This window comes from Pseudomonas sp. Q1-7 (assembly GCF_028010285.1).
GTDB lineage: Bacteria > Pseudomonadota > Gammaproteobacteria > Pseudomonadales > Pseudomonadaceae > Metapseudomonas.
Genome location: NZ_CP116304.1, coordinates 1982588 through 1995609 on the forward strand (window position 1 = coordinate 1982588; position 13022 = coordinate 1995609).

Below are 13022 nucleotides of genomic sequence, written 5' to 3' on the forward strand. Positions count from 1 at the left end.
TTATTCGTCCACGCGGACTTCACGGAACATGCCCATGTCCATGTGGAACAGCAGGTGGCAGTGGTAGGCCCAGCGGCCCAGGGCGTCCGCGGTGACGCGGTAGCTGCGGCGCGTGCCGGGCGGCATGTCGATGGTGTGCTTGCGCACCAGGAAGTTGCCCTGCTCATCCTCCAGGTCGCTCCACAGGCCGTGGAGGTGGATGGGGTGGGTCATCATGGTGTCGTTGACCAGGGTGATGCGCAGGCGCTCGCCGTACATGAGGCGAATGGGCTCGGCATCGGCGAAGGGAATGCCGTCGAAGGACCAGGAGAAGCGCTCCATGTGCCCGGTCAGGTGCAGTTCGAGGGTTCGGCCCGGCTCGCGGCCGTCCGGGTCGGGGAAGGTGCTGCGCAGGTCGGCGTAGGTCAGCACGCGGCGGCCGTTGTCACGCAGGCCGATGCCGGGGTCCGCCAGCTTGGGCGCCGGGGTCATGGTCTGCATGTCCACCAGCGGGTTGTCGGTTTCCGACGCGGGATGGCTCTGCATGGCGCCGCCCATGGCCATGCCGGCGTGGTCCATGCCCGCCATCTGGCTGTGATCCATGCCGGAGTGGTCCATGCCTGGCATGGCGGAGTGATCCATGCCGGCCATCTCGCCGTGTCCCATGTCGCCGTGGTCCATGCCCATGTCGGCCATGCCGATCAGCGGGCGCGGGTCCGGCTGAGGGACGCTCGCGCTCAACCCTTCGCGTACCGCCAGGGTGCCGCGCGCGTAGCCGGAGCGATCCATGGACTGGGCGAAGACGGTGTAGGCCTCGGCGCCCTGCGGCTCCACCAGTACGTCGTAGGTTTCCGCCACGGCAATGCGGAACTCGTCCACCTCCACCGGCTCCACGGGCTGGCCGTCGGCGGCGATCACCGTCATCTTCAGGCCGGGGATGCGCACGTCGAAGTAGGTCATGGCCGAGCCGTTGATGAAGCGCAGGCGGATTTTCTCGCCCGGCTGGAACAGCCCGGTCCAGTTGCCGTCCGGCGCCTGGCCGTTGAGCAGGTAGGTGTAGGTGGCGCCGCTCACGTCCGCGAGGTCGGTGGGGCTCATCTTCATTTCCGCCCACATCCGGCGGTCGGCCAGGGTGGCGGCCCAGCCTTTGTCGGCGACGTCGTCGATGAAGTCGCCGAGCGTGCGCTTGTGCTGGTTGTAGTAGTCCGACTGCTTCTTCAGCTTGGCCATCACCCGCGCCGGATCTTCGTCGGTCCAGTCGCTCAGCATCACCACATAGTCGCGCTGGTACGAGTAAGGCTCAGGCTCCTTCGGGTCGATCACGATGGGGCCGTACACGCCCTCCTGCTCCTGCAGGCCGGAATGGCTGTGGTACCAGTAGGTGCCGTGCTGCTTCACCTGGAAGCGGTACTCGTACAGGCCGTCCGGCGCGATGCCGGCGAAGCTGAAGCCCGGCACGCCGTCCATGTTGGCCGGCAGGATCATGCCGTGCCAGTGGATGGAGGTGTCCTCGTCCAGGCGGTTGTGTACCCGCAGGGTCACGGTGTCGCCCTCGCGCCAGCGCAGCAGCGGGCCGGGGAGGGTGCCGTTGATGGTCTTGGCGATACGCGCCTTGCCGGTGAAGTTCACCGGCGTCTTGCCGATGAACAGGTCGAATTCGGTGCCGCTGAGTACCGTCGGTTGGCCCGGGCTGGTCACCGCCCAGACGGGCGTTTTCCACAACCCGAGACCCCCGATCAGGCCGCCGGCGGCCAGGCCCTTGACGAAGGTCCGCCGCGAGGTTTTGCACTGCATGCCGTTTCAATCCAGTCAGTCGAAAGAGGCGCCGCGCAGCCTCTTCGGTGCGCGGTTCGAGTGCAAAAGGTGCCATATCGGGCAACGGCGGGTGATTACATTTCTGTCAGGTGAGGCGCGCCACTCACATGCCGTTGGCGAATTCCGCGCGGCCCATGTCCACTTGCCGGCGCACGCTGCGCAACGCCTGCGCGTAATGCGACAGCATCGCCAGTGCCCAGTCCGCCCGCTCGCGAATGCGCAGGTCCTCGGTGCTGGCGGCGCTGTCGCCGTTCATCACCGCTTCCACCTGGCGCACGATGAGCTGCTCGGGCAGATAGCACACCCGGCAGTTCTTGTAGCTGGAGGCGCGCAGTTCCGAGAGCGGATAGGCGCCCCCGAGGCCGGCGGATACGCCCACCAGCAATGCCGGCTTGTGGCCCAGCTCGCGCAGGCCCGCATGCACGAAGACGTTCTTCACCGCCGGGCTGGCCATGCCGTGCCATTCCGGCACCACCATCACCACGGCGTCCGCTTCCCGCAGCAGCGCCGCATGGTCGGCCCACAGGCCGTTGGCGTCCTCGGCGGGCCAGAGGGGCAGCGGCGCGCTGCCCAGGTCGATGACGTGGGCCGCCTGGCTCAGGTCGAGCGCCCGGAGGCGCCCGGCGAGGTAATGGGCGACCTTGGCGGACTGGCTGTGCCGGCGGCTGGAACCGGCGATCAGGGCGACCTTCAGGCTCATTGGGAGACCTCCTGTCCGACCGGGCGGGCATGGCTGGCCTTGCGGGTTCGCACCAGGGGCCAGAACACCTCTTCCTGCCAGCTCACCGGCTTGAGGTTTTCGATGCCGTAATGCTGCGGCCGGCGGCGGGTGATCTTCGCGGTACCGAACAGCACGTCCCAGAAGAACAGCAGGTTGCCGAAATTGCCCTTGTAGTGGGTCACCCCGTCGTCGGCGCAGAGGCCGTGGTGGGCGGAATGAGTGGACGGGGTGGAAATGGTGCGCTCCAGGACCCACATCAGCGGCCGCAGCGCGGCGATGCGGTACAGGCGCTCGTCCCAGGGCACGCTGCTGTGGGCGGCGAAGATCACCAGCATCTTTACGATCAGGTAGCCGTAGTAGATGTGCGCCAGCCCCAGGTAGATCAGCACGCCGGACAGCCAGATCCCCGGCATCAGCAGGTAGTAGAAACTGTTGTTGCGGTACACGATGCGAATGCTCATGTACGGCGCCGAATGGTGCGCGCGGTGCAGCGCGTAGAGGAAGGGCACCCTGTGCGCCAGGCGGTGCCACCAGTACTGGGTCATGTCGTCCAGCAGCAGGAACAGCCCCAGGCCGGCGACCCAGTGCAGCCCGGCGAGGCTGCCCTTGAGTTCCGGGGCGAAGCGGGTCATCAGGGCGTCGCTGGCGAACATCACCAGGGGGAAGGTGAGCCCCAGCAGCACGCTGGAGCCCAGGATCTCGATCAGCGCATCGCGGCGCTGGCCCTTCGGCTGGCGGAAGCAGGAGCAGGCGATCTCCAGCAGGATGAAGCCGAGGAAAATCCCGGCGACGACAAGGGTTGGGTTATTGGCGAGCATTGTTGTATTCATGGCAACCTCGGTCAGGCCCGACAGGGGCGATGCCCGACCAATAAGAAACCAGAAGCGGCCAGTTCCCCATGCGCGAAACGGACAGAAACACCCGAGAAACGGCCAATCGCACGCCCCAGCGTTTTCATCGCGGCCACCTGGGCCGGGTGCTGGAACGCTTCCTCCACACTCACCGGCGCAGCCCCCAGGCCGACTACAGCATGGTCGAACTGAAACAGCTCTGGCTGGCCGCGGCGGAACTGGACCCCGCCATCGGCCTGCACCTGTTCGGCCACTTCACCCCGCAGGACTGGCACATCCTCGCGCACCTCTGCCTGTTCTGCCCGGACCTGGCCGCCGCGATCGACTGCTGGCAGCGCTATGCCGGGCTGGCGTCCGACATGGACAGCGTGCGGGTGCTGGAAGACGACGCCGGCGTTTGCACCGAACTCAGCATCGACGCGCCGCCCCAGCTTGCCCAGTACATGGTGGAACACTACAGCGTGATGGGCCTCACCCAACTGCGGCGCGGCACCGGCCAGGCCGTGCTGCCGACGCAGGTGCGGTTCGCCCACCCGCGACCCCGCTACCACGCCGAATACCGGCAGTGGTTCGGCGAGCGCATCGAGTTCGGCTGTGGGCATAACCGCATCTACTACCCGCGGGACGCCCTCCACCTGCCCATGCAGGGGCGTCATGCCGGGATGTTCGAGCTGCTTCGCCACGAGCTGGATCGCCGCGTCGCCCGTGTGCGTCAGCTCAGCGGCTGGGCCGGGAAGGTGGCCGCCGGCGTGCGCCAGCAACTGGCGCGCGGGCAGGTGCCCAGCCTGGACAGCCAGGCCGATGCCCTGCACCAGAGCCCCCGCACCCTGCGTCGGCGCCTGGAGGAGCAGGGGCTGACCTTCCGTCAACTGCTCGACCAGGTGCGGGCCGAGCTGGAACAGCAGCTCGAACTGCAAGGCGAGTCCCGTTCGGAGATCGCCGCGCAGCTCGGCTACAGCGACCTGGCCGCCTATCTCCATGCGCGCAAGCGCTGGCAGGGCGACGACTAGGCAGGCGAGTTTCCCGGCCGACCCGGACGTCCTGGACTATCGTTTCCCAACGGCAGCGGTAGGGTCTGCGCCCTTGCCTGGGTCGAGGAAAACCAATCCCTCTGCGGGAGTAGCGCCATGCAAATCCGCACCCGATTCAGCGCGGTCCTGTTCGCCCTGCTGGCCAGCGCGCCGCTTGACGCCGCCACGGACGCCGGCATTTCCGCTGCCGAAAACGACAACGTGCCCGCCGCCGGCGTGTCCTCAGTCCCGGCGGACGCACCCGCCCCGGCTGCCCAGCCGGCAGCGCCCCAGGCCGTGTTCAGGACCGAAGAACTCGACCAGATGATGGCGCCCATCGCCCTCTACCCGGATTCCCTGCTGGCCCAGGTGCTGATGGCCGCCACCTACCCAGGCAACGTCGCCGATGCCGTCGCCTGGTCCAAGGCCCACCCGGATGCCAAGGGCGACGACGCCGTGAAACAGGTGGCCGACCAGCCCTGGGACCCCAGCGTGCAATCCCTGGTGGCCTTCCCGCAGGTGCTCGCCACCCTTGGCCAGGACCCGGCCTGGGTCCAGCGCGTGGGCGATGCCTTCCTCGCCCAGCCGAACGACGTGATGGACGCCATCCAGCGCCTGCGCCGCCAGGCCCAGGCCGCCGGCAACCTGGAGTCCAACGAGCAGCAGACCGTCACCGTCCAGCCGGCCGCGCCGGCCAGTTCCACCACCGTGGTGCAGCCGGCCGCCACCCAGACCATCGTCATCGAGCCTACCGACCCACAGGTGGTCTACGTGCCCAGCTACAACCCCACCGTGGTCTACGGCACCTGGTCCTACCCGTCCTACCCCCCGCCCTACTACCCGCCGCCGCCCAGCTACGGCTACCCCATCGCCACCGGCCTGGCGGCGGGCCTGGCCTTCGGCGTCGGCGTGGGCATCGTCAACTCCCTCTGGGGTGACTGCGACTGGGGCGGCGGCGATGTCGACATCGACGTGAACAAGTACAACAACATCAACACCAACCGGCAGATCGACCGGAGCCAGAACAAGTTCGTCCACAACCCCATCAACCGTCAGGGCGTGCCCTACCGCGACAACCTCAACCGCCAGCAGAACGGCCTGCGTCTCAGCGGTGGCGCCCAGCGCGAATCGTTGCGCGGCTACGACGACCAGCGCACCGCCGAACGCCAGCGCGCCCGCCAAAGCCTGCAGCAACGCGGCATCGAAGCCCCGGCCCGTACCAACCAGCAGGCCCGCGAACGCGCCCAGGCCGCCACCCGCGACCTGCGCAACGACCCGCAGGCGCGCCAGCGTGCCGAAGGCGCCCTGCAGCAGCGCCAGGCCGGCGACGCCGCCCGCCAGCAACGCCCTCGCGCGCAGAACAACCAGCAGGTGCGCCAGCAGGCTCGCCAGCAGCATTCCGCCGCCAGCCGCCAGGCCCCGCGCAACAACGCTTTCGCCGGCGCCCGGCAACCGTCCCAGAGCCGCGCCGCCGCCAACCGTGGCCAGGTCAGCCGGGCCTCAGCCTCGCGTCCGCAGCAAGCGGCCGCCGGCCGCCAGGTGCAACGCCCCGCCCATGCGCCGTCGCGTGGCGGCGGCGGTCGGCGGCGCTGAACAGGAGACAGCACATGAATCGCGCGAACCGCACTCTCATCCTGCTGTTGCTGGCCGGCTGTGCCTCGCTTGCCGGCGCCAACGAACGCTTCAAGACCCCGGACGCCGCCGCCGAAGCCTTCGTCGCCGCCCTCGGCACCGACGAGGCCGACGCCGAGCGCCTGGCCGCCCTGCTGGGCGACGACTGGCAGGACTACATTCCCACCCAGGGCATCGAGCGCAAGGACGTCGACGCCTTCATCAGCCACTACAAGGAAAAGCACAGCATCGACAGCGCCAAGGGACGCGCCCATATCGTCGTCGGCAACGACCCCTGGACCCTGCCCATCCCCATCGTCCAGGACAAGGACGGCTGGCGCTTCGACGCCAAGGCGGCCGCCGAGGAAATCCGCCTGCGCCGAATCGGCCGCAACGAACTGGCCGCCATCGAGGCCGCCGAGGCCTACCACGACGCACAGATGGACTACGCCGAAGTCGACCGCAACGGCAACGGCCTGCTCGAATACGCACAGAAGCTCATCAGCAGCGACGGCCAGCACGATGGCCTCTACTGGCCCGACGAAGACGGCACCGACGAAAGCCCCCTCGGCCCGCTGTTCGGCGGCCAGGCCCAGGGCGACGACTGGCACGGCTATCACTTCCGCATCCTCACCGCCCAGGGCCCCTCGGCCCCCGGCGGCGCCTACGACTACCTGCTCGGCAAGGCCATGAGCCGGGGCTTCGCCCTGGTCGCCTGGCCCGCCCGATACGGCGACAGTGGGGTGATGAGCTTCATGATCAGCCACGAAGGCCAGCTCTTTCAGAAAGACCTCGGCCCCGACAGCGAAACGCTTGCCAAGGCCATGAAAACCTTCGACCCCGACAGCAGTTGGGATGAAGTCAAAGCCCAGGACGAGCCCTGAGCCCGGGCGGTCATTCGCAAGGCCGGAATGAAAATGCCGCAGGGCGCGTGAGAGCGGCCTGCGGCATTTCGCTATGCAAGGTCGGGCGTCCGTGCCCGCCCCGCTCACCAGGAGGCGAGCGCGGGGTTCATGCGGGCCGTGGCCGGCGCTTTCGTCCGGTTGGCCGCCCAGGAGACCAGCAGGCTCATCGCGGCAAAGCCGAGGCAGATGAGCAATGGGTAGGCGAGCATGATTTCGCCCAGGGAGTACTTCCAGCTCAGCGGACGGGCGATACCCAGCATCGCACCGTAGAACCAGGAAACCCCGGACACGACACCCGCGAACAGCGCGAGATTACGGGCATTGAAGTTGAGCTTGAGCAGGCTGCCGGCCTTGTCCATCGCCGGCATCACCACGCTGTGCAGCACCCAGCCGTTGAGGGTCAGCAGCATGACCACCAGAATCTTTGCCTGGAGCTTGGGGTTGAGGAAGTACATCGCGCCCTTCTGCGAGTAATCCAGCGCGATGATGCCGATGCCGGTGACCCAGAGGGCCGCAAGCGCCATCAGGACGGTCTTCTTCAGCATGTGCAGGTGTTCCTTGTCGGCAGCGGTCGAATCGCGGCCCTGGAACAGTTGCTTGACCATGGCGACATCACTGGTCAGGACCAGGCCGATGGCCACGCAGCACGCAATAAGGTGGGCGTAGACAACGCCCATGCGCGTCAACTCCATGGTTACCGGCTGCTGGAACAGGGCGGCAATAAGATGAAAAAGCTCCATGGTTTACCTCTTTTCTAGCAAATTACGCGGCTGTACTGATGCAACAGCGGCATTGGACTTGTTGGATTGAGCGTTTGTGTTTCGCGGCGAAAAAAAGCTGATTCAAGGGTTGCGGCACCAAACGCCTTTTTTCGAAACGAACTACCCCCTGCACATGAATCGGTGCATGCGGAGTCGTTCCGAGGGGTGAAGGAAAATGAGGGTCGCGTCGACAGTGCTTATGCCGGAACGTGACCTGATCGCCGGGGCATAATAATCGCAACTTTCAGGTTTTGATCAAAAAACGATCAGCTGCCCGACGGGCGGCAGTGACTCCGCAAGCCAAGGCAGCCTCGAAAAAGGTTCGGTGCCCCGCGAAGAATGCGGGTTTCAGACACCCGGGATGCGCCGGTGATTCGCCGGGTTCGCGCGCTCGCGGCGCGCTGCCTTGAGCGATCTCCCTGGGGCCAAAAAAAAAACATCCACGCTCAACGAACGTGGATGTTTTCTTGCCAGGCCGATCATCCTAGGTCGCCGCCGTGAGACCCCCTTGCCGGTCGAAGGCCCGTAGATCATCGAAACCACCGATATGGCGACCTTCGACATAGATCTGCGGCACTGTCCGTCGGCCGGTCCGGGCGACCAGTGCGGCACGTTCCTCGGGGTCGGCGCCGACGTCGATCATGGTGATATCCAGACCGCGGCGCGACAGCAGCGCCAGAGCCTGAACGCAGTAGGGGCAGCCAGTAGCGGTGTAAAGGGTCGCTTTCATGCTGTCACTCCTCGGCAAGCGGCGCGACAGCGGGGAAATCGATCTCCGTCCCGGCCACGTTGTTGACGTAGTTGGTCAGGGTCAGCAGCGCAATCTGCGCCACGATGTCCACCAGTTGGGTGTCGCTCAGGCCGGCGGCACGTGCCTCGGCCAGTTGCGCATCGGTCACCTGGCCCCGGCTTTCGGTCACGTGCCGGGCGAAGGCCGCGACGGCGTCGAGGCTGCCGCGGCGCGCCTGCTCGATGCTTGTCTCATCCAGGCCAGCCTTGCGGCCGAACAACGCATGAGCCGCCAGGCAGTAATCGCAGCCGTTCACCTCGGAGGTGGCCAGCGCGACCGTTTCGCGCTGGCGTGCGGTCAGCGAGTTCTTGCCCAGAGCCTGCGACAGTGCCAGGTATCCGCTCAGTGCGGCCGGCGCATGGGCCAGGGTACGGAAGGTATTGGGAATGGAACCCAGGTTTTTCTGGATGCCGCTCAGCAATGGGCGGGCGGCATCCGGGGCTTGCTCGATCAGAACGGGGGCAATGCGGCTCATGGAGGTTCTCCTCATGATTGGGATTGGCTGGGCACTGGCGCCAGCGTCGAGTTCATGATCTGGAAAACCACTTTCCAATTGGCTGCTAATCGTCAATGTTATGCGGCAGATCGTCCAAACCTGTCGAGAAAACCCCTATGGATCGCCTGTCCTCCCTGCTCACCCATTTCCACATGCACGCCACCACCTACTACAGCGGCGGCTTGTGCGGCACCATCGAATACGACGGCGAGGATCGACAGGGCCAACTGCACCTTCTGCGCGCCGGACGCATTCGCATCCAGGCCGAGCGCCTGCACGTCCACGAGATTGACGAACCGACCCTGATCCTGTTTCCGCGCCCGGTTCCGCACACCTTGATCGCCGACACCGACGACCAGGCCGAGCTGGTCTGCGCGTCGCTGGCCTTCGATGGCGGCGTCGACAACCCGCTCACCCAGGCCTTGCCCGGCTACCTGCTGTTGCCCCTGTCGCAGTTGCCCAATCTGGCGGGCAATCTCGAGTGGCTGTTCCAGGAAGCCTTCGGCGAGGAATGCGGACGCTTCGCCGTGCTGAATCGTCTGTTCGAGCTGATGCTGATCCAGCTCCTGCGCCACCTGATGGCAAGCCGCAGTCTGTCCACCGGCCTGATGGCGGGGCTGGCCGACCCACGGCTGGCGCGCGCCCTCACCTTGATGCACGACGCACCGCAGCAGGCCTGGTCGGTGGAAACCCTGGCACAGGCCTGCAACATGTCCCGCGCCAGTTTCGCGGCGCGCTTCCACCAGGTGGTCGGTAGCACACCGGCCGATTACCTGCTCGGCTGGCGCGTCAGCCTGGTGCAGAAGCGCCTGCGCGAAGGCCGCCCGATCGCCCTGATTGCCGATGAAGTGGGCTACGAAAGCCCATCGGCACTGTCGCGCGCCTTCCGCCGCAAGGTCGGCAAAAGCCCCCGCGAGTGGCTGGGCGCCGCCGAGGCGCAAGCGGTCTAGCCAATGACCAACCCATTGGGCGGCAGCGGCAGGGCTGTCTTGTAACGCACCTGCTTGAGCGCAAAGCTCGAACGGATGTTCGCCACGCCTGGAATTTTCGTGAGATGGTCGAGGATGAAGCGTTCCAGCGCCTGGATATCGGGCACCAGCACACGCAGCAGGTAGTCGGCGTCCCCCGTCATCAGGTAGCACTCCATCACCTCCGGACGCTCGGCGATGGCGTTCTCGAAGCGCGCCAGCGCATCCACCACCTGCTTCTCCAGGCTGACGTGGATGAACACGTTGACGTTCAGCCCAAGCAGCTCAGGCGCCAGCAGCGTGACCTGCTGACGGATCAGACCGAGCTCTTCCATGGCCTTCACCCGGTTGAAGCAGGGCGTGGGGGAAAGATTCACGGCGCGCGCCAGCTCGGCGTTGGTGATCCGCGCGTCGTCCTGCAGGCGGTTGAGAATGCCAATATCGGTGCGGTCCAGTTTTCGCATGATAAATATTCTTTAGATTTGACTGATTGAAGAGTATTTCTCTTTAAGAGGGACAATTACCAGATAAATAGAGAAAGTTTCTCCGCCCGCTCCGGCATAGGCTGTTCCGCATCGATCCATCGATGAAGGAGAGCCGCCGTGACGACGTGCCCGCACAGCCTGCCCACCCAAGCGCAAACCACCGTCGCCACGCGTCGCGTACTGACGCCACGATTCAAGGGCACGCTGCTGCTCCTGATGGCGATCCTCCTGTGGGGCGTGAACTGGCCGGTGATGAAGGCCGGCCTTGGTCACGTCACGCCCGTGTGGTTCTCGGCCAGCCGCTTCGCGCTCGGCGCCCTGTGCCTGTTCGCCGTGCAGTTTGCGACCGGCACCTTGTACCGACCGAAGCGGCAGGACTTGCCACTCATCTTCAGCGTCGGCCTGCTGCAGATGCTCGCGTTCACCCTGCTCGGGTCGCTGGCGATGACCGACATCCCGGCCGGCCGCTCGGCGGTGCTCGCCTACACCACGCCGCTGTGGGTAACGCCCCTGGCGGTGCTGTTCTTCCGTGAGCGCCTGGCCGCGCGACAACTCATCGGCACCGTTCTGGGCATCGTCGGCGTGGCCTTGCTGTTCAATCCTCTCGCCCTCGACTGGAGCGATACGACGCTGCTGCACGCCAACCTCATGCTGTTGGCCGCTTCGGCCTGCTGGGCGCTGTGCATCCTGCACCTGCGCTACGCCAAGGCAGGTGCCAGCGCCTACCAGCTCGCTCCCTGGCAGATGCTGGTCGCGACCATGCCGCTGCTCGCACTGGCGCGGATCGTCGAAGGGCCGTTCACCGGAGATGGCTCCGCGGCACTCTGGCAGATCGTGCTCTTCGTCGGCCCGGTCGCGACTGCGTTCTGCTTCTGCGCGGTCAACGCCGCGAGCATGTGGCTGCCGGCTACCAGCATGTCGCTGGCCATGCTCGGCGTGCCGCTTGTTGGCTTGATTAGCTCGGTGTTCTGGCTCGGCGAAACGCTGAGCCTCAGCCTCATTGCCGGCGTGCTGGCGATTTCCGCCGGCATCCTCGTTGCCATCGTCAAACGGCGGTCGAGCCGTTAGCCGGACATCACTCAGACGTCCCGCTCACGTCATGATCTGTGTGCCGGCGAGGGCAATCGCCCGGTCGTGGGCCGCCTCGTAGAGTGTTCGTGCGTCGCCCAGCAGCAGCCCCACCGCAAAGGCCAGCCGCGCTGCTTCGTGCTGGACGAAATCGCTGTTGTCCGCCTGTTCCACCAGATGCAGCAATTCGATCGCCGCCGTCATGCGCTGCTGTGCGGTTTCGAACAGGTGTCCAGGGCTGGCGGCGGCGTTGAAGAACATCACGTCGTGAAAGGATTGGAAAGGCGAGATGAGGGCCTTGAAGTCACGCATGGCGCACCTCCGCGGTGGAGGAGGGGGAGGGCGAGGCGATGAAGCAGGCGCGGAGGCGCGCGTGGGTAAAAGGTGGGAAACGCATGTCCGTTGCTCCCTCGTGTGATCGGGGATACCGCTGCCCCATTCGTTGCTACGCGAAAAGAGGGTGGCGGTGCCGTGCGGGAGTAGCAAACCGGTCACACGAGGGTTTCCCCACCGGCAAGGCACAAGACCTTCCCCGCACGGCTCCGCCATAGACGCCAAGAAACATCAGGCAGAAGAAAAGCGCCCGTGCTTGAGGCATCGGCGCTTCCGCGCTCGTGTGAATCCGGATTGCTACATCCAGGTCACGGGATTGACCGTGACGGGCCGGACTCTAGCCAGGGCGCGCGTAGGCGCTCAAGGCTAAAGGCTGGTAGGAACTGGCACTGTCAGCGGGTAGGTTTTGCGTACAGAAAAGGCTGTAGGAAGCGGCCCCGCCGTATGTCGCCGTAACCCTTCTGGCCGACGCAAGGTCGCCCGGTTCCAGGTTCGGAGTGGGTCAAAAACTATACTCACGATGCGGGGGTAAAGCTGGGGGGAACCATGCAGGAGGGCTCGCCATGCGCATCCTCACACTGTCCGTGATCCTCCTGGCCATCGCCACCGGCGGCCAGGCCCTCGCCCAGCAACCCTGGCCCACCCCCAGCAGCAGTTCGGGCGAAACCCTCCTTGCCTGGAATGGTGGAGGCCACGGCGGCCGCCACCACCACAAGCAATTCCGCGGCTACGGTCATAAGCACAGCTACAAGCACTACTACCAGCGCCGCCATCACCCCTACTACAACCACCGGCCGCGCGTGATCTACGCCCCGCGCTACTACGGCGGCCACGTCGTCGTCCCGCAGCCGTACTACTACCCGCGTTATGGCAGCCCGAGGATCGTGATTCAGTACTACGACCCGAGGTCGGGAATATTCGTGGGCGGTGATCTGGGCGGGTACTGAGTGAATGCCGAAACGGCTGGCCGGAAGCGGGCTACCGACTTTTCGCGCTACTTAGCAGAGGCCAGGAGATACGCGACCAGCGCATTGGCATGACCATGCCCGAGGCCATGTTCCGCCTTGAGCCAGGCCACCATTTCCATGTGCTTCTTGCCGCTCTGCGTTCCCAGCAGATCGAGCCAATGGCTGATGGGGTGGCCGTATTTTTTCTCTATCGAGGGGAAGTACGAGGCGGGGCCCTTTACCTGGCTTTCTTCGGTCATGGTGAAAGTCCTTTTAGATGCT

Annotated in this window: 15 protein-coding genes; 6 read left to right on the forward strand and 9 right to left on the reverse strand. The window is 65.8% G+C overall.

The window, feature by feature from the left end; genetic code table 11:
- The 3 genes from PJW05_RS09180 to PJW05_RS09190 all read right to left on the reverse strand — a co-directional run bounded on the left by PJW05_RS09180 (position 1) and on the right by PJW05_RS09190 (position 3345).
- Positions 1-1773, reverse strand: coding sequence for a copper resistance system multicopper oxidase (locus PJW05_RS09180; RefSeq protein WP_271411401.1), 1773 nt, complete (start codon positions 1771-1773; stop codon positions 1-3).
- A 124-nt stretch (positions 1774-1897) separates the two neighbouring features.
- The gene (locus PJW05_RS09185; RefSeq protein ID WP_271411402.1) at positions 1898-2494 is read right to left on the reverse strand and encodes an NADPH-dependent FMN reductase; all 597 of its coding nucleotides are present in this window, start codon (positions 2492-2494) and stop codon (positions 1898-1900) included.
- Positions 2491-3345 (reverse strand): sterol desaturase family protein, encoded by an 855-nt coding sequence (locus PJW05_RS09190; RefSeq protein ID WP_271411403.1) that lies wholly within the window; start codon positions 3343-3345, stop codon positions 2491-2493. The genes PJW05_RS09185 and PJW05_RS09190 overlap by 4 nt, the downstream gene beginning before the upstream one ends.
- 68 nt (positions 3346-3413) lie before the next feature.
- On the opposite strand from PJW05_RS09190, the gene PJW05_RS09195 reads away from it, so the two are divergent.
- The 3 genes from PJW05_RS09195 (at position 3414) to PJW05_RS09205 (ending at position 6871) form a co-directional block, all read left to right on the forward strand.
- Entirely contained in the window at positions 3414-4376 is a 963-nt protein-coding gene (locus PJW05_RS09195; RefSeq protein WP_271411404.1) for an AraC family transcriptional regulator ligand-binding domain-containing protein, read from the forward strand.
- A gap of 117 nt (positions 4377-4493) precedes the next feature.
- Positions 4494-5969 carry a DUF3300 domain-containing protein gene (locus tag PJW05_RS09200; protein WP_271411405.1) on the forward strand — a complete coding sequence of 492 codons (1476 nt, stop codon included), beginning with the start codon at positions 4494-4496 and terminating at the stop codon, positions 5967-5969.
- A 14-nt stretch (positions 5970-5983) separates the two neighbouring features.
- Positions 5984-6871: a DUF2950 domain-containing protein gene (locus PJW05_RS09205; protein ID WP_271411406.1), complete on the forward strand. Its 888-nt coding sequence runs from the start codon at positions 5984-5986 to the stop codon at positions 6869-6871.
- A gap of 104 nt (positions 6872-6975) precedes the next feature.
- Here the strand turns inward: PJW05_RS09205 and PJW05_RS09210 are convergent, their stop codons facing one another.
- The 3 genes from PJW05_RS09210 to PJW05_RS09220 form a co-directional block, all read right to left on the reverse strand.
- Positions 6976-7632 (reverse strand): hypothetical protein, encoded by a 657-nt coding sequence (locus PJW05_RS09210; RefSeq protein ID WP_271411407.1) that lies wholly within the window; start codon positions 7630-7632, stop codon positions 6976-6978.
- A 505-nt stretch (positions 7633-8137) separates the two neighbouring features.
- Entirely contained in the window at positions 8138-8383 is a 246-nt protein-coding gene (gene grxC / locus PJW05_RS09215; protein ID WP_271411408.1) for a glutaredoxin 3, read from the reverse strand.
- A 4-nt stretch (positions 8384-8387) separates the two neighbouring features.
- Positions 8388-8918 carry a carboxymuconolactone decarboxylase family protein gene (locus tag PJW05_RS09220; protein ID WP_271411409.1) on the reverse strand — a complete coding sequence of 177 codons (531 nt, stop codon included), beginning with the start codon at positions 8916-8918 and terminating at the stop codon, positions 8388-8390.
- Between the two features lie 137 nt (positions 8919-9055).
- Between PJW05_RS09220 and PJW05_RS09225 the strand changes: the two genes are divergently transcribed.
- Positions 9056-9889, forward strand: coding sequence for an AraC family transcriptional regulator (locus PJW05_RS09225; RefSeq protein WP_271411410.1), 834 nt, complete (start codon positions 9056-9058; stop codon positions 9887-9889).
- On the opposite strand, the gene bkdR is transcribed toward PJW05_RS09225, so the two are convergent.
- Positions 9886-10371, reverse strand: coding sequence for a Bkd operon transcriptional regulator BkdR (gene bkdR / locus PJW05_RS09230; RefSeq protein WP_271411411.1), 486 nt, complete (start codon positions 10369-10371; stop codon positions 9886-9888). The genes PJW05_RS09225 and bkdR overlap by 4 nt on opposite strands.
- A gap of 138 nt (positions 10372-10509) precedes the next feature.
- Between bkdR and PJW05_RS09235 the strand changes: the two genes are divergently transcribed.
- Positions 10510-11460, forward strand: coding sequence for a DMT family transporter (locus PJW05_RS09235; RefSeq protein WP_271411412.1), 951 nt, complete (start codon positions 10510-10512; stop codon positions 11458-11460).
- A gap of 24 nt (positions 11461-11484) precedes the next feature.
- On the opposite strand, the gene PJW05_RS09240 is transcribed toward PJW05_RS09235, so the two are convergent.
- Positions 11485-11772 carry a hypothetical protein gene (locus tag PJW05_RS09240; protein WP_271411413.1) on the reverse strand — a complete coding sequence of 96 codons (288 nt, stop codon included), beginning with the start codon at positions 11770-11772 and terminating at the stop codon, positions 11485-11487.
- Positions 11773-12356: 584 nt separating this feature from the next.
- Between PJW05_RS09240 and PJW05_RS09245 the strand changes: the two genes are divergently transcribed.
- On the forward strand, positions 12357-12740 hold the full coding sequence (locus tag PJW05_RS09245; RefSeq protein ID WP_271411414.1) for a hypothetical protein: 384 nt from the start codon (positions 12357-12359) through the stop codon (positions 12738-12740).
- Between the two features lie 47 nt (positions 12741-12787).
- Here the strand turns inward: PJW05_RS09245 and PJW05_RS09250 are convergent, their stop codons facing one another.
- On the reverse strand, positions 12788-13000 hold the full coding sequence (locus tag PJW05_RS09250) for a DUF4287 domain-containing protein (RefSeq protein ID WP_271411415.1): 213 nt from the start codon (positions 12998-13000) through the stop codon (positions 12788-12790).
- Positions 13001-13022 lie beyond the last annotated feature (22 nt).

What these genes read in the sequence shown, in the direction of transcription:
- grxC (WP_271411408.1), bottom strand. Translation starts at nt 8,383, where the DNA reads ATGAAAGCGACCCTTTACACCGCTACTGGCTGCCCCTACTGCGTTCAG.
- bkdR (WP_271411411.1), bottom strand. Translation starts at nt 10,371, where the DNA reads ATGCGAAAACTGGACCGCACCGATATTGGCATTCTCAACCGCCTGCAG.
- PJW05_RS09205 (WP_271411406.1), top strand. Translation starts at nt 5,984, where the DNA reads ATGAATCGCGCGAACCGCACTCTCATCCTGCTGTTGCTGGCCGGCTGT.
- PJW05_RS09250 (WP_271411415.1), bottom strand. Translation starts at nt 13,000, where the DNA reads ATGACCGAAGAAAGCCAGGTAAAGGGCCCCGCCTCGTACTTCCCCTCG.
- PJW05_RS09200 (WP_271411405.1), top strand. Translation starts at nt 4,494, where the DNA reads ATGCAAATCCGCACCCGATTCAGCGCGGTCCTGTTCGCCCTGCTGGCC.
- PJW05_RS09240 (WP_271411413.1), bottom strand. Translation starts at nt 11,772, where the DNA reads ATGCGTGACTTCAAGGCCCTCATCTCGCCTTTCCAATCCTTTCACGAC.
- PJW05_RS09220 (WP_271411409.1), bottom strand. Translation starts at nt 8,918, where the DNA reads ATGAGCCGCATTGCCCCCGTTCTGATCGAGCAAGCCCCGGATGCCGCC.
- PJW05_RS09180 (WP_271411401.1), bottom strand. Translation starts at nt 1,773, where the DNA reads ATGCAGTGCAAAACCTCGCGGCGGACCTTCGTCAAGGGCCTGGCCGCC.
- PJW05_RS09195 (WP_271411404.1), top strand. Translation starts at nt 3,414, where the DNA reads ATGCGCGAAACGGACAGAAACACCCGAGAAACGGCCAATCGCACGCCC.
- PJW05_RS09225 (WP_271411410.1), top strand. Translation starts at nt 9,056, where the DNA reads ATGGATCGCCTGTCCTCCCTGCTCACCCATTTCCACATGCACGCCACC.
- PJW05_RS09190 (WP_271411403.1), bottom strand. Translation starts at nt 3,345, where the DNA reads ATGAATACAACAATGCTCGCCAATAACCCAACCCTTGTCGTCGCCGGG.
- PJW05_RS09185 (WP_271411402.1), bottom strand. Translation starts at nt 2,494, where the DNA reads ATGAGCCTGAAGGTCGCCCTGATCGCCGGTTCCAGCCGCCGGCACAGC.
- PJW05_RS09245 (WP_271411414.1), top strand. Translation starts at nt 12,357, where the DNA reads ATGCGCATCCTCACACTGTCCGTGATCCTCCTGGCCATCGCCACCGGC.
- PJW05_RS09210 (WP_271411407.1), bottom strand. Translation starts at nt 7,632, where the DNA reads ATGGAGCTTTTTCATCTTATTGCCGCCCTGTTCCAGCAGCCGGTAACC.